At 39.8% G+C, this 22,673-nt stretch carries 19 protein-coding genes and 1 riboswitch; of the genes, 9 read left to right on the top strand and 10 right to left on the bottom strand.

Annotated features, from left to right (window positions below; genetic code table 11):
- Positions 1-16 precede the first annotated feature (16 nt).
- The 5 genes from ACWIB3_RS05440 to ACWIB3_RS05420 all read right to left on the bottom strand — a co-directional run bounded on the left by ACWIB3_RS05440 (position 17) and on the right by ACWIB3_RS05420 (position 9,562).
- The gene (locus ACWIB3_RS05440) at positions 17-2,350 is read right to left on the bottom strand and encodes a GH92 family glycosyl hydrolase (protein WP_454291096.1); all 2,334 of its coding nucleotides are present in this window, start codon (positions 2,348-2,350) and stop codon (positions 17-19) included.
- A 1-nt stretch (position 2,351) separates the two neighbouring features.
- Entirely contained in the window at positions 2,352-3,647 is a 1,296-nt protein-coding gene (locus tag ACWIB3_RS05435; RefSeq protein WP_454291095.1) for an MFS transporter, read from the bottom strand.
- 47 nt (positions 3,648-3,694) lie between these two features.
- On the bottom strand, positions 3,695-6,823 hold the full coding sequence (locus ACWIB3_RS05430) for a GH92 family glycosyl hydrolase (protein ID WP_454291094.1): 3,129 nt from the start codon (positions 6,821-6,823) through the stop codon (positions 3,695-3,697).
- 32 nt (positions 6,824-6,855) lie between these two features.
- The gene (locus ACWIB3_RS05425; RefSeq protein ID WP_454291093.1) at positions 6,856-8,649 is read right to left on the bottom strand and encodes a class I mannose-6-phosphate isomerase; all 1,794 of its coding nucleotides are present in this window, start codon (positions 8,647-8,649) and stop codon (positions 6,856-6,858) included.
- Between the two features lie 160 nt (positions 8,650-8,809).
- Positions 8,810-9,562 carry an HpcH/HpaI aldolase family protein gene (locus ACWIB3_RS05420; protein ID WP_454291092.1) on the bottom strand — a complete coding sequence of 251 codons (753 nt, stop codon included), beginning with the start codon at positions 9,560-9,562 and terminating at the stop codon, positions 8,810-8,812.
- Positions 9,563-9,605: 43 nt separating this feature from the next.
- Between ACWIB3_RS05420 and ACWIB3_RS05415 the strand changes: the two genes are divergently transcribed.
- Positions 9,606-10,532: an SMP-30/gluconolactonase/LRE family protein gene (locus tag ACWIB3_RS05415; protein WP_313258750.1), complete on the top strand. Its 927-nt coding sequence runs from the start codon at positions 9,606-9,608 to the stop codon at positions 10,530-10,532.
- Positions 10,533-10,539: 7 nt separating this feature from the next.
- On the opposite strand, the gene ACWIB3_RS05410 is transcribed toward ACWIB3_RS05415, so the two are convergent.
- Positions 10,540-11,220 (bottom strand): hypothetical protein, encoded by a 681-nt coding sequence (locus tag ACWIB3_RS05410; RefSeq protein ID WP_313258752.1) that lies wholly within the window; start codon positions 11,218-11,220, stop codon positions 10,540-10,542.
- 347 nt (positions 11,221-11,567) lie between these two features.
- On the opposite strand from ACWIB3_RS05410, the gene ACWIB3_RS05405 reads away from it, so the two are divergent.
- Positions 11,568-12,260 (top strand): response regulator transcription factor, encoded by a 693-nt coding sequence (locus ACWIB3_RS05405; RefSeq protein WP_313258754.1) that lies wholly within the window; start codon positions 11,568-11,570, stop codon positions 12,258-12,260.
- A 360-nt stretch (positions 12,261-12,620) separates the two neighbouring features.
- On the opposite strand, the gene ACWIB3_RS05400 is transcribed toward ACWIB3_RS05405, so the two are convergent.
- Complete coding sequence (locus tag ACWIB3_RS05400) at positions 12,621-13,286, bottom strand: response regulator transcription factor (protein ID WP_185217178.1); 666 nt, start codon at positions 13,284-13,286, stop codon at positions 12,621-12,623.
- A gap of 6 nt (positions 13,287-13,292) precedes the next feature.
- The gene (locus tag ACWIB3_RS05395) at positions 13,293-14,981 is read right to left on the bottom strand and encodes a tetratricopeptide repeat-containing sensor histidine kinase (protein WP_313258757.1); all 1,689 of its coding nucleotides are present in this window, start codon (positions 14,979-14,981) and stop codon (positions 13,293-13,295) included.
- Between the two features lie 480 nt (positions 14,982-15,461).
- Here ACWIB3_RS05395 and ACWIB3_RS05390 point away from each other — a divergent pair, with 480 nt between their 5' ends.
- On the top strand, positions 15,462-16,211 hold the full coding sequence (locus tag ACWIB3_RS05390) for a DUF6882 domain-containing protein (RefSeq protein WP_454291091.1): 750 nt from the start codon (positions 15,462-15,464) through the stop codon (positions 16,209-16,211).
- A 14-nt stretch (positions 16,212-16,225) separates the two neighbouring features.
- Here ACWIB3_RS05390 and ACWIB3_RS05385 read toward each other — a convergent pair whose 3' ends face one another.
- Positions 16,226-16,507 (bottom strand): Rho termination factor N-terminal domain-containing protein, encoded by a 282-nt coding sequence (locus ACWIB3_RS05385; protein ID WP_254528408.1) that lies wholly within the window; start codon positions 16,505-16,507, stop codon positions 16,226-16,228.
- A 30-nt stretch (positions 16,508-16,537) separates the two neighbouring features.
- Complete coding sequence (locus ACWIB3_RS05380) at positions 16,538-17,404, bottom strand: EamA family transporter (protein WP_454291090.1); 867 nt, start codon at positions 17,402-17,404, stop codon at positions 16,538-16,540.
- A 221-nt stretch (positions 17,405-17,625) separates the two neighbouring features.
- Between ACWIB3_RS05380 and ACWIB3_RS05375 the strand changes: the two genes are divergently transcribed.
- The 6 genes from ACWIB3_RS05375 to ACWIB3_RS05350 all read left to right on the top strand — a co-directional run bounded on the left by ACWIB3_RS05375 (position 17,626) and on the right by ACWIB3_RS05350 (position 22,669).
- Complete coding sequence (locus tag ACWIB3_RS05375; protein ID WP_254528403.1) at positions 17,626-18,366, top strand: hypothetical protein; 741 nt, start codon at positions 17,626-17,628, stop codon at positions 18,364-18,366.
- A gap of 101 nt (positions 18,367-18,467) precedes the next feature.
- Positions 18,468-18,566, top strand: a riboswitch (TPP riboswitch).
- 65 nt (positions 18,567-18,631) lie between these two features.
- Complete coding sequence (thiS, locus tag ACWIB3_RS05370) at positions 18,632-18,838, top strand: sulfur carrier protein ThiS (protein ID WP_185211523.1); 207 nt, start codon at positions 18,632-18,634, stop codon at positions 18,836-18,838.
- Between the two features lie 19 nt (positions 18,839-18,857).
- On the top strand, positions 18,858-20,669 hold the full coding sequence (thiC, locus tag ACWIB3_RS05365) for a phosphomethylpyrimidine synthase ThiC (protein ID WP_454291089.1): 1,812 nt from the start codon (positions 18,858-18,860) through the stop codon (positions 20,667-20,669).
- Positions 20,666-21,274: a thiamine phosphate synthase gene (locus tag ACWIB3_RS05360; RefSeq protein ID WP_454291088.1), complete on the top strand. Its 609-nt coding sequence runs from the start codon at positions 20,666-20,668 to the stop codon at positions 21,272-21,274. Before thiC ends, ACWIB3_RS05360 begins: the two co-directional genes overlap by 4 nt.
- Positions 21,271-21,921, top strand: coding sequence for a thiamine phosphate synthase (thiE, locus tag ACWIB3_RS05355; RefSeq protein ID WP_454291087.1), 651 nt, complete (start codon positions 21,271-21,273; stop codon positions 21,919-21,921). The genes ACWIB3_RS05360 and thiE overlap by 4 nt, the downstream gene beginning before the upstream one ends.
- Positions 21,902-22,669, top strand: a complete 768-nt coding sequence (locus ACWIB3_RS05350) for a thiazole synthase (RefSeq protein ID WP_185211519.1) — start codon at positions 21,902-21,904, stop codon at positions 22,667-22,669. Before thiE ends, ACWIB3_RS05350 begins: the two co-directional genes overlap by 20 nt.
- The last annotated feature ends 4 nt before the right edge of the window (positions 22,670-22,673 follow it).

Below are 22,673 nucleotides of genomic sequence, written 5' to 3'. Positions count from 1 at the left end.
CTTTCATCTCCTTAGCTTAGTATTTATCTTTTGGACGATTGCCAGTTTTTAATTTCAGTATCCCTCCTGCCCTTATTGACTTTAATGGGATAAATGGTTGATGGACAATCTTGCCATTCAAATTAATCTGATCAATATAGGCACCACTCGAACCTGGGTTCTCTTTCTTAATGACAAAGTCCTTACCTGAATAGTATTTAGGGTTCAATTGAATCTTGATCTCGTCAAAGAGTGGCGTCGATAGGCCCATTTTTGCATCGGCATCCGTTAGTCCAGCCACATCAAATATGCCCATGGCTGCCATTACATACCAAGCACCTAATTGCCCTTGATCCTCATCCTGCCCATATCCATATCCATGAATGCCCTCATTACCATAGAATTTATTACAGATTTCCTGAACCCATTTCTGCGTCAATGAAGACTTCCCAGAAAAGTTAAATAACCAAGATACATGTAGATTCGGCTGATTCCCTTGGTTGTAAAGCCCCTCTAGTCCTGAAAAGGCATCAATATTTTTTCCTCCCGAAAAACCTAATGCTTCCGATTGCACAAAAATACTGTCCAACCTAGCATTGAACGCTGTTTTACCTATAGCCTGTATCAGGCCTTTAGGATCATGCGGCACATAAAATGTATATTGATAGGAATTTCCTTCCTGAAAACCCCGCCATGCTTGACTAGGTTTAAAATCTATAATAAAATCCCCATTGGCAAGTTTAGGTCTTATCAATTTCAATTGAGGGTCAAAAAGATGCTTCCAGCCCTGTGATAATGTGGATAGCTGTGCATAGTCCTGCTTCTTGCCCAATGCTTTGGCAAATTGGGCAACTGCATAGGAACTGAAAGAATATTCCAAGGTATGAGAAGCTGAAAACATCCAAGATTCATGGATTTCACTATCAGATTTATCAATATGTGGCACATATCCCTTCGCTACAAATTGATCCACATCCAATTTTCCTGCTCCTCGTGGCCTCCCCTTTCCATCTATTTCATTTTTCAATGCCGCTTCATAACCCAATTGCACATCAAAATCCCGAATTCCCTGCATATAGGCACTGGCAATAACAAGGCTTACAAAATTGGTCCCAACGCCAGAAACATATCTGCTATTGGCTATTCCATCTGCCAACCATCCTGAATCCTTATAGATCAACAATTGCGAATTCACAAAATCAGATAAGTATTCTGGATAGGCGATGGTCCATAGTTGTGTCAAATTCCAAAAAGCCCCCCATACCGCATCTGTATTGTAATGTTGATGTTTTGGCTCTCCTGTTTGGTCCTTTTCAATGTACCCTACGGTCCCATCATTTTTTGGATAGGCTCCTGAAACATCACTTGCCAATCCCCTGCCCAACAGAGCATGGTAAAGACCGGTATAAAACTTTGTACGATCTGTTTCCTTTCCACCCTTCACCTGAATCCTTCCCAACATGTCATTCCATTGGGTTTGATTCTGTTCTTTGGCAGCATCAAAATCCAAATTACTGGCTTCTGCAGTCAAATTTGCCTTGGCCTCAGCAACTGATGTATAGGAAAGGCCTAACTTGACTTCGATGCTTTCCTCATCAGCAGTAGTATAGGTGAAATAAGCTCCTGAAGAAATCCCTGAAATCCGATCAAGTCCCTCAAACTGCTTTTCTCCCCGGAATACGCCGTGCTTTTTCGCTTTTTTGTTGATCTCCGCATAGAAATACATCCTGATATCGGAACCAGCCTGATATTTCTCTACATAAAATGGTGCTGTAATCGCATATCCTTCAATGGTACCATCATGGTTTATTTTCACCTCAGCGTCCTTCACCTTTCCGCTCTCCCCCATGATATTGCCAATATCGAAAATGATATGGGATTCATCACTTTTAGGAAAGGTATAGCGATGGAACGCGACTCTTTCGGTAGCCGTCAATTCCGCTGTAATGCCATAATCTTTTAGCAATACCCGGTAATATCCCGGTTCTGCCAGTTCATCTTTACGGTCAAAACTTGAACGATAGCCCGTTTGGGGATCATCCAGATTTCCCGGGATAGTTTTCAATTTGCCATTGCTTGCCATTAACGAAATCCCACCGATCTGGAATTCATGGAAATTAGGAAAACTCTCTATGCTATGGTCGCGGAAGTCGTAACCTGTCGCCTCCCATCCACTTTTATTCCCCAAACTTCCATTGGTCGACGGTCCGGGCTTGGCCATACCAAATGGCATGGCACCTGGAGCAAAATGAAACCAGCGCGCATGGGCAGTACCAATAAAGAGATCCACCGATTGAATCGGTTGTTGGGCCATAGCAAGATGACCTAGGCTAAGAACGGCAAATGTTAAATAGCTGAACAATCTTTTCATCTTAGTTTTGATTTAATAGGAATTGGATTTCTTCACTGCTCTTACCTTTGGTTTCTGGAAGATATTTAAGGACAAACACAAAACCAATCAGACAAACTAGACCCAATAGAATAAAGGTCCCAGCAACGCCGATATCATCCAATAGGAAGGGTGTTACCTGTCCCATTAAAAAGTCAGATACCCACATGGCTAAAATACTCAAGCCCATAGCCTTGGCGCGGATATGTGCAGGAAAGATTTCAGAAGCCACCACAAATTTCAAGGGCCCTATGGAGAATGCAAAGAATGCCAGGAAAGAGACTACCGAAATCACCAGCAGCCAACTATCTGCCAGATCCAGAAAAAACAATATACTGGTCAGAAACAGGGATACAGCTCCGCCCAAAGTCCCGATCAAATAGAGTGGCCTTCTGCCTAAACTATCCACCTTCCAGATGGCAATCAGTGTAAACAACATATTGGCAACACCTATGATAATCTGGCCATACAGGGAATTATCTAAGCTAAACCCTAAAGTTTTCAATATGGTAGGACCGTAATAGATGATTACATTGATCCCACAGAACTGGGAAAATATCGGTAAAAACAAACCTATTATTAATGCTTTCCTATAAATTGGTTTCCAGACTTCTGCATACCCTGAATTGGACATTCCATCATTGTTTTTAGACCAACTCGGACTTTCGGGCACAAACATCAATCCAATAAAAAAGGCCATAGAGGGTATCAGGGACATACCGATCATGGCTCGCCACTCCTCTTCGACAAACACATGCTGAAAGAATGCTTGCGCTGAGAATTGAGCCAAAACATCCTGATCTTTAATGATCAAGGCATTCGACACATAAGCCAGTACAATGCCAAAGGTCAATGCCAATTGATAAAAGGTCACCAGTTTTCCACGATCTTTAACAGGTGCAATTTCCGACAGATATAGAGGAACAACATTCGAGGCAATACCTATCCCAATTCCCGTAAAGATCCTGGTCAGGATAATCAAGGAAAAGGACTCCAAAAAAATACAGGCAAAAGTGGCGATGACAAATATTATAGCAGCAAATTGCATGCTGCTTTTACGTCCATATTTATCCGATAGATGACCGGAAATCATGACCCCGAGGATACAGCCTAATAGTGCCGATGAAACAAACCAGCCCTCCAAAAAGCTGTCAAGACTAAACTGCATTTTCACCAAAGGCAAAACCCCCGATACCACAGCCATATCAAAGCCAAAAATAAAACCACCTAATGAGGCTATCAAGGCCACAAAGGCCAATTGCTTATTGGAAATATTCACATGTCGGAATTATAGTTTATAATAGTTTTTTATTTTGAAATCGATCCCTATCTCGATACACCCCAATTTTTATTTGGTTCGGCACCCATTTCTAAAATCAACTCACCGCCCTGCAACAACTCCTCGGCACTGAAATAAAAGCTGTTCAATTTCTTACCATTCAGGGTAGCATTTTGGATGTAAACATTCGCTTTACTATTGTTCTTGGCCTTGATGACAAACTTCCCCCCCCTGCCAAACTGTTCTCCAAGGTCAATCTGAATCTCTTCAAACATAGGACTTCCAATCTCATAGACCGGTTGGCTCCTTGTACCTCCATCCATCTGAAAGAGACCAATGGCCGTCATAATATACCAGGCACTCATCTGCCCTTGATCTTCATCTCCCAAATAGGCATTTGATATCCCTCTACCATAATACCTTTCTGCAATGGAACGGCTCCACTTCTGTGTCAACCAAGGTTTATTCAAATAATTGAATAAATAGGCAAAATGCATCGACTGCTGATTACCCTGAACTACCGGGTAATCCCAATATTGATCGTTGGGCCCGTTATATCTCCATTTTACACTCTCTTCAAATCCCCATTCCAGTCGCTCTGAAAATACATCGGCACCGATCCAATTGGCCAATCCAGGAATATCCTGAGGAACGAAAAACGTCAATTGCCAAGCATTCCCTTCAACATAATGATGGTTTGCACCAGATTTGAATGGATCAAAATCTTTTAACCATTCCCCTTTTGAATCCTTCATCCTGGCATAACCACTTTCCACGTCAATGGCATTTTTCCACCAATTGCCGCGATCATTGAAATAGTTGTAGTCCTTTTCATTCCCTAAGGATTTGGCAAACTGACCCACCGTCCAATCATCAAAACTATATTCCAAGGTATTGGAGAACCTTCCCAAATCAGATGGAACATATCTATATTTTAAATAGACCTCGAGGTCCCTATTCCCTGCAAATCCACCTGCAAATTTCGAAGGCATCGTAGTCTGCATTTTTTTAACGGCTTCAAATGCTTTATCTACATCATAATCCCGAATACCCATTTGATAAGCCGATACGATCAACGGAATCTCATGCTCGGCAACCATGACAGGAATATATTCCATTCCAGCGGGTCCCTTGGCCAACCAACCATCAGCGTCATACATCGCGAGCTGTGATTTTACCCATTTATTGCTCCATTCCGGAGTAACTAGGTTCCAAAACTGGTTCAAATTCCAGAAGGTATTCCAAAAAGCATCACAACCCAAGGCTAAATCCTGAGGATTGCTGAATTGACGGACCTTTTCCTGCGAATCACGCCATTCGCCATTAATATCGCTAAAGGTGTTCCGGCTTAAGGACCTATACATATTGCTATAGAATTTCTCCTTTTCAAAGTAATCATCACTTTTCACTTTCAGCCTTTCCAATAATGCGTTCCAGGTCTTTAATTGATTGCCCCTAACCTTTTCAAATGACCAACCAAATGGTCCTGAAATCTCTCTATCTAAATTTTCTTGCGCATTATCAATACTGACATAAGATATGCCTGTCCGTAATTGTACAGTCTTTTCTTTTTGGACATCAAACTCTACGTACATTCCCGCCTCTTTCACCTCTTTCCCCGATGAACTCTGCCCCTTCTGGATGCGATCTGACTCCCAAGTTCCAAAATCAACTATGGCTTGATCAAACTCCATTACAAAATGGACCTTATAGTCCTGTTTTGCATCTGTGGACCAAACATTTTCCGATAATTGATCCGAATAACCGATGATCTTATAGTCTGAGACCTTTTTTAATTGATAGTCCTTGATGGTATAAGGGTATTCGCCATTGACTTTTAGATCAATCATAACCCGACCTGTCTCAGACTGATGGAAGGTGTAACGTTGGAAACTGGCTCTGGTGGTTTGGGTAAGATCGACGTCAATATCATAATCTGTCAATTTCACATGATAAGAACCTAATGGTGCTTTTTCAGTGGTCTTATCGATCCTGGAGCGATAGCCTGAATCGGGATCATATTGATCGCCAACCTGGATCTGCAATGGCCCCGAGGTGGGAAAGGTACCTAGCCCGGCCATTGTCCATTCATGGATATGGCTGAACATAGCAATTGATTCAATGGATGGTTCATACCCGGCCTGCCATCCAACATTTTGGTTGTCAGGACTTAATTTTACCATACTGAAGGGCATCCATGGCCCTGGAGCAATCATCCAACGGGAATGGGATGCGCCAATCATGGTATTGACATAATTTGCTAATGAACCTAAGGGTTTCGGACTCCGAATCACCTGCTCTTTGCTGAGTAATTGATCATTAACATATACCTCAACAGTACTGGTCTTACTTTTTTTCACGGCCTGCAACGGGATCTCGATCCTGGACAAGCCTTGATCCATGGACTTTTGATATTCTGTCCTGCCATCGACCAATACCTTTACGGTTTGGTTGTCTTTTAATCGCAAGATTTCCAGCAGTAAATTCTGGATCCTTTCTTTATCATTTTGCAGTTCAAAATCAGCCGTTTCAAGCCCCTTAACAACTGTACTGTATTCAGCAACGAGTTTTGTACCCGATGGTCCCAATAACCTAAAGGAATCAAACTCAATCCAGCCTCCTTTTAAACTGGTTAGGTTAATTTGATTGAAACCATTTTTCAGGATGCCTGGATTGATATCGATCCTGATTTTTTCAGTGCCAAGTTGTCCTGCTACAGGATTACTTTCGCCAGTACCATTCTTTAGATCGTAATTGAAAAGATGTCCATTAATACCCACCTGCAAAGTGGGTTTGGCCTTACCTTCAGAATTCACGAAATCCAATTCCAGTACATATTTATCATTTGGGTCTATGGAAGTCAATTGATAGTACAGGTTCAGAAAATGGGTCCGGATACCAGAAGTCCCCCCTGTGCCGCCCCACCCGTTCGCAGGACCCGGTAAAACATAAGGAAAATCTTGGTTGAGCACCTGTTGACCAACCACAAAATAGTTGTCTTCATAACCAAAATCATGCGCCAAAAAATCTTTAAATCCTTGCGGACTTAAGGCAAATTCTTGGCTCGAATGATCTGCTTTTCCTAATTCCCAAATCGTATTCTCTTGTCCAAAAATGCTCGAAGCGCTTGCCAGAAATAAAGCCGCAGAAAAAAATACCTTTCGAAAATGCTGCATAATCATGATTTTGCTATTGGTTATCGTTTTGATTATTTCAAGTAAGAAAGAATAACCTTAGCTTCTCCCTCTCCTAGATTCTTAATTTTATACTGTTTTGCTGCAGCCGGTACAATGAAAGTTTCGGCATAATGGAATGTTTGCTGATTTCCTGCTCTGTCCTCCAATTCAATCTTACTGCCTTCGACAAGCATCAGGACATGCACTTTATCCGCTGTCTGCACTTCGATTTGATCCTTGACATCTAATCTTTGTATTGCATAATAATGTTCAGGATGGGTTGGATATTGGATGATTTTTGCCCCCACACGTTCCTCTAATACATAGGATTTGGAGATATGTTCCCGTTCAACCAGCTCTCCTTTTCTTGAAAAATCCAGGTTCCTGAACCCATGTTCAATATTGATGGGTCTAGGCTTCCCCTCCTTGTCCCGCTGAAGCCAATCGTACATCTTAAAAGTATAGATATAAGGTGTTGCTGAAATCTCTAAAACCAAATTATTCCTTCCAGCACTGTGTACCGTCTGATTTGGAATTAGATACAGCTTATGTTTTTCGGAATTAAATTCCTGGACAAATTCGGCAACCTCCAGCTCCTTCTCTTCTACTACACTATCTTCTAAAGCCTTTTTAAATCTGTTTGGTTCAATGTCTTCTTGAAATCCCAAATACACCTTCGCATCTTCCTTGCAATCCATGATGTAATAGGTTTCATCCTGTGTAAACTGTTCGCCAAAATTTTCCTGTATATAATCCAATGCTGGATGGCATTGAACTGAAAGGTTTCCACCATCAAAAGTATCCAGAAAATCAAAACGGATCGGGAAATAATCACCAAACTGCGGATGACCTGAGCCTAAAATATTTTTAGACTCCTGAAACATCAGCGTATCAAAACTGACCTCCAACAAATGCCCCGAACTTTCTAGAACCAATCCATTTTCAGGTGCAATAATTTCAAATGACCAAGCGTAATTCACCTCATCTTGGGCCAATTCCTGAAAATGAGCTTTCATCCATTGTCCGCCCCATACCCCAGGGTCAAACCAGGGTCTAGGCCTGAAGACCGCTCTGCTCATTTCAGATAAGGAATTTCTTAAATCTTCGCCTTGGATCCAATTTATGGTATCCAACCATTGGCTGTCTGCAAGAAGATCGATCTTTGAAAGGATCGCCTTTTTATGGGCATTCAACACGATCCAATCCACAAAATACAAACGTTTGTAGGTTTTCTTCATATTGAACCTTGTCGTGGATCCAATATTAAAGGCAGAATTTCCCCTTACCCGGAAAAGCAGTTCATTTTTTGGAATATCAAAATAGGCTATGGAATTAAAAGTGCTAACAAAACTGGCTCCAATCCCCCAGACTATATTGAGTTCAAATTCTTGATCAGCTTCCAGATTCTTTAATCCCTCCATGTCAAAGAATTCAGCTAGGTTAAGGTCACAAACCTTTCCCCATACCGAGTCTTCATCCCCCAAATAAGGTGCTACCATTATATCGATCTCCGCCTCAGGTTTAAAGAAATCCTTTGTTTCAATCCAATTCACACGTACGGATCTCCTAGCAAATTCTTTTTCCAAAGCAGCCTTGATCCCAGCCCAATCTACCGCAACATAACCATCTACACAAACCGTTTTCTTGGAAATAATCCAGTCTGCTAAAGAGGAATATCCCGATGAAATCATTCCTTCGGCAATGGAAAAGGAGGGATAAATGCTATATCCATCCCTAAATTCCTTTGAAATTACGGATGGCATCACTGCTTGTCTGGTACCTCGAATGATTGAAGGGCTTTCCATGGTTGACAAATCTTCCAACATATCTATTTGCAATCTAAAAATTCTTTAATTTCAATTGGTCTACAGCACAATATTAAAACATTGTACCTACATATCAAAGAAAAATATAAACATGTTTATACATATAGGAAATTTTCACAAAACAAGAGCACAAAAAAAACCTGAAATTTTCAAATTAAATCTATTTTAGGAATTCAGTGATTATGGACTTCGAAGCTTCTTGTATGATCCCTACATCAACTGCATATGAAATGTAATCAATCCCTAAGTCCCTCCATTTTCTAGCGTCCGTAAGATTATCTGCAAAAATTCCGGTTTTTTTCGAGTTTTCTTTGCAGAGCGAGACGATATATTCTATTTTCTCTATAACAGTAGGATGATTAATCTGTCCCGGCACTCCTAAGGCTTGGGATAGATCATAAGGTCCCAGAAAGATAATGTTGACATGTTCCACCTGAATGATTTCCTCAATATTCCTGATAGCCTCTTCTCCTTCCAATTGCAAGATCAGGTAATTCTTATTGGCCTCTGAAAAATATTCAAACCTATCTTTGTTTGAGAACTCTGCAGCACGGACAAACCTACAAACACCGCGCATACCTATGGGGCCAAATTTAGCATACTCAACAGCCAATTTTGCCTGTTCGGCATTACTGATCTGAGGGACTTGTATCCCCATGGCACCAATATCCAATGCTTTTCCGATAGCCGATTCCGCATTTTCGGGAACTCGGATGATAGGAAAGGCGCCTGTGATCTGCGCTGCCCTCACGAGGTTCTGCGCATTTAAAATGCTATTAGGACCATGTTCCAAATCGATGATGATAAAGTCAAAGCCTGCATATCCCATGGCTTCAATCATGGAAGGATCTGAAGTTTTTGAAAATGGCCCGATAACCGTCTGACCAGCTTCCAGTTTCTCTAAAAATCTCATGTAGGTTTAAAATTAAACCTAAAAATAACTTATATTGCTGATAATGACCAAGAAATCCGCAATTGAAAATGAAACAATTTCAGGATTTACAGCAATTTACCAAAACCAGGAAAATATGGCCCTGAAAAGAATTTATAACGAAGCATTAAAATTAGGCGAAGGACCGGTTTGGGATTATAGGATCCAGAAACTTTTCTTTGTGGACATCATGGACAAAAAACTTTACATCTATGATTACCAAACAAAGAGTTTTGAGGAGCATGTTTTCAACGAATATGTGAGTTGTTTGGCATTGACCCCTGACTTGGACATAATCTTAATCTCTCTTGAAAGCGGTCTGTTTGAATTGGAATGGAAAACAGGGAGAAAGACTTTCATCACACAGCCTGAGCATAGGTCAAATTACCGATATAATGATGGTGCGGTTAGCCCTTGGGGAACTTGGTTAATCGGCAGCATGAACAACCTCAATAATGGTGATAACGGTCCATTGCTACCTGACGCAACCTTATATGAACTGAAGCAGGACAAGGCAAAGCCACTATTGGATGGAGTCATTATTTCAAATGGGATTGTCTTTGAGGACACTTTTATCTATTTCATCGATTCTGAATTAAACTCAGTCAGACGATTCAAATACAATGATGGAAAATTGGAGGATGAAACCCTGGTCTTTCAATATGATGGAACAGGTTCATTGGATGGAATGTGCCTCTCCAGGAGCCAAAAACTCTACATAGCAAATTGGGGCGCAAACCGGATCATCATATTTGATCTTGCAAGGTTAGAGGTCATCGATTATATCCCGTTGCCTTCCAAAAATCCAACTTCCTGCACTTTTGGAGGGCCAAATATGGATGAATTATTTATCAGCAGTTCTGCGCATGAAGATGACCAACCCGATGCTGCTGGCTTATATTGCTTAAAAATTGATGACGACGCTGCTGTGGAATTCATATTGAACCACTAAGTAAGCCTCAATAATCGTCAAGATAGGTGTTGTCATCTTCGTCATAGAAATCAGTCATTTGTTCGATTAAGAAGAACATGATTTCTTTATCAGACTTGAACCTTTTGATCATTTTTTCCCAAGAACTAGGATTGAATTCGATTCTGTTTTTTTGAGAATCTTCATATACCCATTGCCTGTGAAAATCTTTGCCTAAGCTGGCTGAAAAATCATTTCGATCATATTCAAGAACACCTTGCAAGTTGCGTTTAATGCTAGCAGTACCAAACTTCCCCGATTCTTCATGATATTCATGTCCAAAAATATCTGTTCCTCTCTCGGAAGAATAACCCCGATTGTCTTCAATCTTCTCTTTGCCAAACATGTCAATGACATGAGATAATCTATAATTTTTATCACGTGAATATTTACGAACCAGATTTCGCAGAAAATTGGTTTTCCCTTCATTATCTCTCATGATCCCTGGAAAATGCTTGGCTAGGTACTTTTCATCAAAGGTGATTCTATTGCTTGAATTGTCATAAAATTCCAATCCATTGAAGATATTCTTTTCAAGGGTGGCCTTATACATTCCATCAAGGGAATTGAACTCCAAGTGACCAAAAAAATTATTGCTGATTTTACCTCTTTGTGCCGATGCCGCCAGACAGTTGAAAATAATAAGGAGAAGGATCGTTAGCTTTTTCATGATTCTATTTTTCAGTTGGAATCTAATTTTGTTAAAAAGATTAAACTGTTACGAAAATAAATATTACCACAACTGTAACAAAGGTTTTTTTTGGCTTTTTTATTATTTCAAAATAAAAAATTCGCATTAGTTAACCTTAAGTAAACACCAAGTTATTGGTTTGATTATCAATTGTTTAAAACCAATTAAAATATTAAGATTACATTAAAAAAAGGTTAATAGGTTCTATAATAGAATTATTTATTGCAATTCGATTAGCAGATTTGAAAAAATTATTTTAGTGTTTAAACATTGTTCGCTATTTTAGGATAAGCGATAATTAATTTCCAAACCATATATTAATTATTATGATTACCCTTGATGCCCAATTATTTGAAATCTCACATGGTCTTAATATGGGGAATTTCAGCATTCCTGACTTAGGCGATATCTTACCGGCAAGCCTCATGATCCATGATTTGAACGGAAATTCACCTAATGGCTGCAGTTATATGAACCATTGGGGGACCAGTTATTTAGGGGTATATCCTGAAGAGATCCCTGCCATGGGGATGGGTTATTACGACCATTTCTTTGTTAAAGAGGAAATATTCAGCTTTTTTGTTGGTTTACAGAAGTATATCATCAATGGGGAGGCTGATAAAACATACAATTTTTTCCAAAGGGTAAAAAGGTATGCCGATCAACAGTACCAATGGTGTTTTACCAGTTGTAAACTTGCTGAAATTCAAACCGAGACTAAGTTGATCTTGATATCTGCTCCTATTGATGGATTAGACCATATCATCCAACGGGTCAATAAGACTTTGGATCAAAACGAATATGTGCATGCCCATTATAAAAAATATGCGCAACTGACCAAAAGGGAAAAAGAGATTATTCGAATGCTGGCAAATGGCTTCTCAACATCAGAAATATCAGACCAACTTTTTCTATCCTCCCATACCGTATCCACACACCGAAAAAACATTTGCAAGAAACTGGAAAATAAATCCTTTGCTGAATTATTGAAGTTTGCCGTAAATTTTGATTTGACTTAGTCTATTGCCAAATATTGGCGATTTGCAATAGGATCATATTCATTATAAACAATAAAAAACCTGAGCCGGGGAAGCTCAGGTTTTTTTTAACTAACCAATTATTAACCTAAATTATGAAATTATTTACTCTTTTACTCTGTTTGCTATTATTAACGCAAAGCAAATGCCTAAATGTATATTAAGACCCATGGATTAACATTTTTTAACAAGATTGGCAGGAAAAAGCATAAAAAATGGCCTCTAAATAATTAGAAGCCATTTATATTTATTTTGGTTAATATGGGTTGGTCAAATCAGTAAGCAAAGATACTTTCCCTACTTGGCATTACCATACGGTTTTCCGTAAAGCAATCATTAATTTTATATTAATCCCTTATCCTTGCAATACAATACCAGTTGTTCATTCTTGGTAAAGCCTAATACCTCTTTCATCAGGTTCAATCTTTTCTCGATACTACTCAATCCCGAAGGTTTGATATTCTTTTCCTGCAAGATTTGAGGGATGTTCTTTTGAAGGACTCCTTGGGATAGGGATGAGATAATCTGGATATCCATATTGGTAAATTCATGTGAATTCTTTGACCTTAGGGCCAAGCGGATATCGGGTGATTGATAAATTTTGTTGCTGGCAACCGCTTTCAGCGCTTCTCTAAAATGTTGCCCATCATGCCTTGCCTTCCTGACATAGGCATCGATCTGATAATTTCTAAAGAGATCCTCAATCAAGCTGATCCGATCAATGGAAGAAAAGACAATCACCTTCAGATCTGGTTGTACTTCTTTTGCGGCTTTTATCAAGTCCTTACCATGGGAAATCTTTTGCGGGACGATATCATCTTCGAAAACCAAGTCGGTAATCAGGAGGTCATACGGCTCTCCCTCGCGAACTGCTTTTTTGATCCAACTGAGGGCATCATCGCAGTAATAGACATATTTGGTATCCGTGACTCCCATTTCCTGTACCGTCTTATGGACAGAAAGGTTGGCCACCTCATGATCTTCAGCAATCAATACTTTTTTAAACATAACATCCTATTTTTGAATAGGGATGGAAATGTGAATTCCTAAACCTCTATTATTATTTTTCTCAAAAGTAAGGGTCCCTTTCAATAGATTTATACGGTTTTCCGTATTCTTAAATCCATTGCCATATTTTAAGGAATCCGAAAGTCCAATGCCATCATCTTTATAATGAACATGAAGGTTATTTCCATCGTAATCAAATCGAACGATGACTTCCTGCGCTTTACTATGCTTCTGCATATTGACTAGCAGCTCCTGCAAGACCTGCTCTAGGTTGTCCTTTTGAAGGGCATTGAATTTTTCCCAAATAGCTTCCTCGTTCCCTGCAATCAGGATGGTACGGTCCTCATTTGAAAATGACTTCAGCAATTCGGAGATGGTCAGATGGAACTGAATATCATCCATCCCGAGGTCTTCAACTTCGTAGGATATATCCCTAGACTTATCATATAGGATTTCCAACCGGTCCAATAGCTCCTCTCGGTTGATATCATCTCGATTCTCTAATTCAGCCATTACCCTGTAAATCCCATTCGCAACGACATCATGGACTTTTCTGGAAGTTTTCAGTTGACTTTCCTTCACCCTATTTTCAGCTTCCAATTCCATTCGCTGTTTCCTTCTTTTATGCCAATTCAAGAAATAGAATGAAGTCAGTGCAGCCACAATCAACAGACCAACGATGAATACCCGCATCAAGTTCAATCTATATTGCTTTTCAGCAACTTCATTGCTAAGCTTCAGGTTGTTGGTTTTACTCTTTTCCACCTCGTAGCGGATTAATGCAAATTGATTTTTTGCAGTCATCCGTGCAATTTCGACGCTGTCCTGTATCTTATGGTACCTTTCTAGTATAGGTTGGTTTCTTTCTAGAACAGAAAGTTCCAACATGCGCTGCAGGGCATCCATTTGGGCATCTGGATTTTTGATAGCCTTTGCCGCCTCATATTGCTGCTTGGAATAATACAGCGATGAATCCTTGTTCCTCTCCTTATAATAGTTCGCCAAATGGGAATAACTCGAATTGAGCCCCCAAGGGTCTTTCTTCTTCTGACGGATCAGCATGGCCTTCCTCAATACGGGCAAAAACCTGTAATTCGTATCGACATGGCTTTTGGCCCTGGCATAATTCGTTAAGAATCGTGCATAATCAATGGAATTTGAATCTGTATTGGATAGTAGTTTTTTTAAGATTTCAATGGCTTTTTGATATTCTCTATTCGCTATATAAGTGGAAGCCAAGTTATTTTCGTAAACCTTTTTATTGGAAGGGTCTGCGGCATACCGTATAGCTAATTGATTGGCTTCAATTGATTTTTCAGTATCCTTTAGGGAAGTATAGACATTACTTAAATTGTTGTAGACCATTCCCAACAAGCCGTATTGAGCGGTATCGTTCAGGTTGAGATATTCAATGGCCTTGGTGGAGGTTTCCTGGGAACCATAATAATCACCAAAATCAGATTGGGTCACGGCCATATTGATCAAGCTTTCGGCCACACCGACACTATCATCCCTTTCCAAGAACAGAGATTTTGCTTTCTCAAAATAGACAAATGCACTATCAAACTCATTTTTGTCCAAGAAATCGTATGCCTGTTCGTAATACGGATTCTTTTCTGATTCTTGAGTAGATGTAATTTGGTTTTTACAGGATACTAAAAGCAGTAGCCCGGTCAAGAGTAATAATGGTTTCACAGGTAAAAATAATAATGGTCAAAAATAGCCAATAAAACAATTACTTTTCAGCACATAACACTAATAATCACAAGAATGAAAGATTATTTTGTTAAGCGAAACAACTGTTTGAACAGACATTGCTGTAACAATTCGGCTATCTTTACAATAACAAATTGTTACACAACCATTTATCTATGTAAATTTTACAATATCAAAAAAACACGATCTTATAATAGGCTCCCTTATTAAGTCCAGAATTTAAGCAAATATTTAACCAAACGACCATTAATAAGCTAAAATAAAACCTAACTTCACTTTAATTGAGGTAAAATTAATATTCGACGATTTAGACTGATAAGTATTTTCTCCTACAAACAGTAGATATAACACTACGAAAAATGAATTTCCTATAACATTAGCCCCTTCTAATTATGGATTTCAACCAGCCTTTGTTAACTTAAATCATCAAAAGAAACTAACACAGTAAAGTAATATATTATGGGATTTTTAAATAGGTTATTTGGAAAACCTACACCTAAACAGGAAAATGAAAAATCAGAACAACCAACCAGCAAAGAAAGCCCTATAATTGAGCCAATAAAAACGGAGAAAGAATTATTTGAGAGTTATGCAGCTTATGGATTTGAAAAGCAAGTGGACTTTTCGGAATTAATTGAAGACAAGAGCTGGGATGCGGATTTGACCCGTGGGTCAATCACTTTTGGTGATGGACTTGAGTTTCCATTGCAGATTATTGGGAGCTTTTCTTATTCTGTGAACACTTGGCTTTGGTCATGGGCAAATAGTCAATCAAACTTACCTGAAAACCTCCTAATTGATGCGAAAGCATTGAAGGAGTTTGGTGTGAAAAATAAAATAGATCAATTGAGGACTCCTGAATTTTCGATCAAACAGGAAGACTTACATCGATTGGGCATAATCGCAGTCGGAATGTTTGATGCCGACGCCTATTACCTAGCAGATTATGGCAGTGGGGTCATGCTCATGACCGTAAAATCAGAGTTAATCCAACAGAACAGAAAAGATAATCATTACAGAATATTCACAACCTTCCCGCAGGTAATCTCAAACTTTGAAGTCGATCATAGGAATACGTTGATCCATTACCTGAAGAGCAAAGGCTATGATGTCGAAGAGAGCGATACTCAAGTCATAGGCACGAAAGCTAATGAAAAATGTACTGCAAGCTTAGATTCCCTAAATCGCGTAGTAAATTTAGGAGGATAAAAAAAAGAGGACTGTTAATGTCCTCTGATTTCTTTGATAAGCTGTCCCTTATTCATGCTGTGACGATTTTTTATACCGATTTCTTTTGCTTCTGCCAATAAATCAGATTTTGATCTTTCTTCCAGCTTTTTAGAATTATGATCGATGGTACCAGCAGCCTGTGCATTTGAGATTCGGGCAGCTTTTTCTTTACTCATCCCCTTATCTACCAATGCATCATAGGTTTTTGGTTTTTTTATCTGGGGTGTTTTTTCTCTGGGCATATCATTGAAAATTTGTTTATACCCTTTGAACATTTCATGGATTTTTTTGTTGGAATTTTTTATTTATAGTTCAAGCTTTTCCTGTTTTCGAGAAAAAATTGTCGTCCCTATACTTGCCAATACCACACATAAGACAGACACCCATTGATTGATACTGAGGTATTCATGTAAAAATATCAGTCCAGAGAGTGCACCGAATGCAGGCTGCAGACTGGTCAAGATGCTGAATGTTTTGGCTGGCAGTCTTCCCAAGGCCATCATGTCTAATGAAAACGGCAATGCAGAAGATAAGATGGCCACGAGAAGCCCTTTGGAAAATTGCCCAGTATTGATGTTCAATATCGCGCCATCCATTAAGGCAAATGGAACTATAAAGACCGTTGCGATCATCATCCCGGTAGTAAATGCCTGTTTACCCTCCATAACTTTGGAAAGCTTGGCCCCCATCAGGATATAAACGGCCCAGAAGACCCCTGCAAGTAAGGCTAATCCCAATCCTATCGGATCGATGCCATTGCTCTTCCAAGGAACGATCAGTAAAATTCCTGTCAACGCCAATACTGCCCAGATGACATCTGTCCATTTCTTTGATAGGACAAAGGCCAAGAACAGAGGTCCTACGAATTCAATGGTAACACCTAAGCCCAATGGGATTCTTTGGATGGCCATATAAAAAATGAGGTTCATGACGGCAATGCCGATTCCGTAAAGACCACAGTACATCCATTGTTGCTTGTTGAAGGTACGTAGCTTCGGCCTATTGATCGCATAGAGCAGAATGGCAGATAAGCCAATCCTCAAGGTTGTTGTCGCAATGGGACCAATGGCCGGAAACAACTGCTTCGCGAATGATGCTCCCCCTTGCACACAGATCATGGATAAGATGGCAGCAGCAACAGCAATATTGGTGTTTCGGATTTTGGCAAACATGGTCAATCGCTCTTTTTAAAATTGAATCCAAAAATAGCCTTTCATTTTTATTAAACCGGCGAAATGAGAATAATTAATTCCCCAAACGACTTCCTGTATTTAATTTTCTTAACCAATATGTTAAATATAGTTATTACTGTCATTCTAAGCATTTAGATTTAGTAAATTAGACTAGATGAATTATTTTCACCTAAAGAAAATGAAAGCTTAATATTAGAGCTATGGCATTAAAACCGATTATTATTTCCTTCCTTTTGTTCCTTTATAGTTTGGTGGCATTTTCCCAAGCTCAAAAGAGGTATACCGGCACAGTTTACTCCAGTGACAGCAGTCTGTTGATCAAAAATGTGGATGTCATTAACCAAAGAACAAAACAAACGCTGCGATCAGATTTTGATGGTTCCTTTGGCATCGATGCCCGCCCGTCTGATAGCATAACCTTTGTCCATCCGCATTGGAATAGCCTCAGTATCTTGGCTGAAGATCTAAAGCAGCATGTTTTCCTACAGAAAAAATCCATCGTGCTAGAAGAGATCGTCGTCATGGGGAATACCAAAGCTGCAAAGCTGAAGGAACTGGAAAGCATGAAAAAAGATATCAACGTTAAAGGGGGACTATATTACTCCGGTGAACCACCATGGTACCTGCTTCTACCCTTTGGCATGCCAACCGTTACTTACTTCTACGAAAAATTCAGTAAATCTGGTAGAAACGCGAGAAGGTTCAATGCTTTTATGCAACAAGAAATCAAAAATATGGAAGTGGACCAAATCTTCAACAAAGCAAGCATCAGCGATATTATCCCCATGGACGATGAAGAGCTGGAACAGTTTATGGTGGAATATAGACCTGATTTCGAAACTGCCCAATATTGGACCAGCTATGACCTGCATGTGTATATCAAGAAATACTACAAAGAATTTAAAGAGAAAAACCCTGCTGAAAGATTGATCCTAAAGTAGTTCTAGGGATTGCTTGAGGTTTCTTCTCGGTAAAGAAGCAACCTGTAAATTGTATTATAATCACAAATAATTTCTTTTAGTTAACTCATTTAGCTAACTTGCCTACGCTTTAGGGGTGTCTGCATTAATTGCAGGCTGAGATTTTACCCTTATAACCTGATCTAGATCATACTAGCGTAGGGAAAAGTAAAATGTCATTCATGGGTGCGTCCTGTACCTAAAGTAGACATTCCTAAAGCATTAATGCTTAAATAACTATTCAGGAATGTTACTTATTATCAATAATCAGACAAAACAGTACAAGAGATCTCCATTTACCTTGGAGGAATTAATGGATTTGGAGCTTAAAGGCAAAACCAAAGGTGTTGCTGTTGCCCTAAATAACCAAGTCATCCCTAGAGACAAATGGTCGGATACCTTATTGACTGATACTGATTCTATCCTAATCATAACCGCAACTCAAGGCGGATAACCCTTAAATATTTGAAGACATGACACAACAAAAGATTACAACCAATGCTTTTCCAAATTCCAAAAAGGTTTATATTCCAGGCAACCTGCACCCTATCCAAGTTGCAATGCGTGAAATATCCCTGAGCCCAACCAAGTTGAGCAAGGGTGGTCTTGAAATAAACCCTCCTGTTACGATTTATGATACTTCTGGTCCATATACAGATCTGAATTCTGAAATTGATATCCGTAAAGGCCTGGATAGGATCAGGGAACAATGGATTGTAGACCGTAAGGATGTTGAGATTCTGGATAGCATCAGTTCCGAGTACGGCCAAAAAAGACTCCATGATCCAAGCTTGGATGTATTGCGGTTTTCCTACAATCATAAACCGAAAAGAGCAGCAGATGGACAAAATGTAACCCAGCTGCACTATGCTAAGAAAGGGATCATCACTGCGGAAATGGAATATGTCGCCATTCGTGAGAACCAAAGAATTGAACAATTACAGGCTGCTACGAAAGGAATGGCTGAACAACATAAAGGTGAAAGCTTTGGTGCCAATACGCCAAAACGGATCAGCCCTGAATTTGTGCGGGATGAAATCGCAGCCGGAAGGGCAATCATTCCAAATAATATTAACCATCCGGAAAGTGAACCTATGATCATTGGCCGCAATTTCTTGGTGAAGATCAACGCCAATATCGGAAACAGCGCTGTAAGTTCCAGTATCGAAGAGGAAGTGGAGAAAGCAGTCTGGGCATGCCGATGGGGTGCAGACACGATCATGGACCTCTCTACCGGAAAAAATATCCATGAAACCCGCGAGTGGATTATCCGAAATTCTCCAGTACCAATAGGTACAGTTCCTATCTATCAAGCTTTAGAAAAAGTTAAAGGTGTGCCCGAAGATCTGACTTGGGAGATTTTCAAGGATACCCTCATTGAGCAAGCAGAACAGGGTGTTTCCTACTTTACGATACATGCGGGTGTCCTGTTGAGATATATCCATTTAACGGCGAAAAGGGTAACAGGAATTGTTTCTAGAGGTGGTTCTATTATGGCTAAGTGGTGCCTATACCATCATAAAGAGAATTTCCTGTATACGCATTTTGAGGAGATATGCGAAATCATGAAAAAGTATGATGTAGCCTTCTCTTTAGGTGATGGATTAAGACCAGGCTCTATTGCCGATGCCAACGATGAGGCTCAATTTGCAGAATTGGAAACCTTAGGAGAACTGACTAAAATAGCTTGGAAGCATGATGTTCAGGTGATGATAGAAGGTCCGGGACATGTCCCTATGCACATGATCAAAGAGAACATGGAAAAGCAATTGGAAGAATGTGATGAGGCTCCATTTTATACCTTAGGCCCATTGACAACGGATATTGCACCCGGCTATGACCATGTCACTTCAGCTATTGGAGCTGCAATGATCGGCTGGTACGGTTGTGCTATGCTGTGCTACGTAACACCAAAAGAACACTTAGGCCTTCCCAATAAAAAAGACGTTAAGGACGGTGTAATCACCTATAAACTTGCTGCCCATGCTGCAGATTTGGCCAAAGGACACCCTGGCGCCCAATACAGAGACAATGCATTGAGCAAAGCGAGATTCGAATTCAGATGGGAGGACCAATTTAACCTTTCACTCGATCCTGATACCGCAAGAGAGTTTCATGACGAAACTTTACCTGCAGATGCAGCAAAGGTGGCTCATTTCTGTTCGATGTGCGGCCCTAAATTCTGTTCCATGAAAATAACGCAAGAGATCAGGGAGGCAACCGAAGAAGGGATGTTGGAAAAATCGAAGGAATTTATTGAAAGCGGAAAAGAAATATACCTATGATCATAGTCGTTTCTCCAAACAGCAATTATCCTAACGAACCATTGCATGTCAACAACATGTTAGATAATGGATTAGAGCTATTTCATTTCAGGAAATATGCCTCATCGGATGAGCTGGCTTTGGAGTATTTGGACAATATTGATGTTTGTCAAAGAAAGAAAATCGTACTTCACTCCCACCATCACCTAGCGACTGAGTTTATGGACATTGAGCGTCTGCATTTCAATAGTTATGATCGGATAAGAGGGAAGCAATTGGAGTATAATGGAAATTACATCTTATCGACCTCCACGCATTCTATTCAGGAATTCAATGAATTGAACAAGACTTGGTCTTACGCCTTTCTTAGCCCTATTTTTCAAAGTATCTCAAAGCCTGGACACGGTATTTCGAACAATGTTTTTGAAGATATTGAACTAAAGGACAATGCAGATGTCGATTTGATTGGACTAGGAGGAATTGAATATCAAAACATGGAAAGAGTATTAGGCAAAGGTTCGGATGGAATTGCTTTGTTAGGGTCCATTTGGAATCAGATTGATCCAACTAATTATTTGATCTCCTGCAATGAAAAACTAGCATTATGGAAGGCAGACCAACTATGAAAACTAACTTAAGTCGAATCCAATACATATCTGATGGAAGAACTTTTTCGGACCAGGAAAGAAATATCAGGAAGGCTCTGGATTCAGGAATCAAGTGGCTACAACTCAGGTGGAAATTTGGAAGAGAAAAGGAACTTCATCAGCTTGCAGAATTGAGCCGAAAGCTCTGTGAACTCTATCAGGCAACCTTTATCATCAACGACCATTTATATTTAGCCAAAGACCTGGATGCAGATGGAATCCATTTAGGGTTGCAGGATGAATCTATTTTAAGTGCTAGAGCTGTCTTAGGCAATGAAAAAATTATTGGAGGGACAGCAAACAGCTTCCAGGATGTACTTCAAAGAATCCAGGAAGAATGCGATTACATTGGTCTTGGACCATTAAGGTTCACCTCAACCAAACAGAAACTGAGTCCAGTTCTAGGATTTTCAGGATACCAGGAAATCATTCAAAGACTAAAAAATGAAAAGGTACAATACCCTCCAATTTATGCCATTGGAGGGATAAAAGAACAGGACTTAACCGAATTGTTGCAAGCAGGGATTTATGGTGTGGCTGTATCAAGCCTGATTCAAAATGACCCTTCTGCAACTTCAAGAATGAATCAATTTTACATAGAAGATTATGTTGAAAATAGCCGATAAAACATTTCAATCCAGACTTTTCTTAGGTTCTGGAAAATTTGGAAACCTTTCCCAAATGGAGGAAGCTATTTTAGTTTCTCAAACCGAATTGGTCACCTTAGCGTTAAAAAGAGTGGATCACCAATCTGCCGAGGATACCTTGCTGAATTCCTTGTCATTACCCAATGTGGCCTTGCTTCCCAATACTTCGGGAGCTAGGAATGCAAAAGAAGCAATTTTTGCAGCCCAACTTGCAAGAGAAGCTTTTGAAACCAATTGGATCAAACTTGAAATCCATCCTGACCCTCGATATTTGATGCCTGACCCCATCGAAACTTTAATAGCTACCGAGGCGTTAGCCAAACAGGGTTTTATCATCATGCCCTATATTCATGCTGACCCTGTTTTATGTAAAAAACTGGAGGATGCCGGTACGGCAGTTGTTATGCCATTAGGTTCTCCAATAGGAAGCAACAAGGGATTAAAGACCATAGACTTTTTGGAGATCATCATTGAACAGAGTCAGGTACCGGTAGTAGTCGATGCGGGCATTGGAACCCCCTCTGATGCTGCCCAAGCCATGGAAATTGGAGCAGATGCCGTATTGGTGAACACTGCAATTGCCACGGCCTCGGACCCTATTAAAATGGCCGAAGCTTTCAAGCTGGCCGTGATTTCAGGAAGGATGGCTTATGAATCTGGATTAGCAAGCAAGAGCTTCAATGCCAATCCATCTTCTCCACTAACTAGTTTTTTAATGGATCAATAACAGG

It is taken from the genome of Sphingobacterium sp. NPDC055431 (assembly GCF_053644255.1).
Note: the sequence above shows the minus strand (reverse complement) of the source record. Positions and strands in the feature narration are given on the sequence as shown.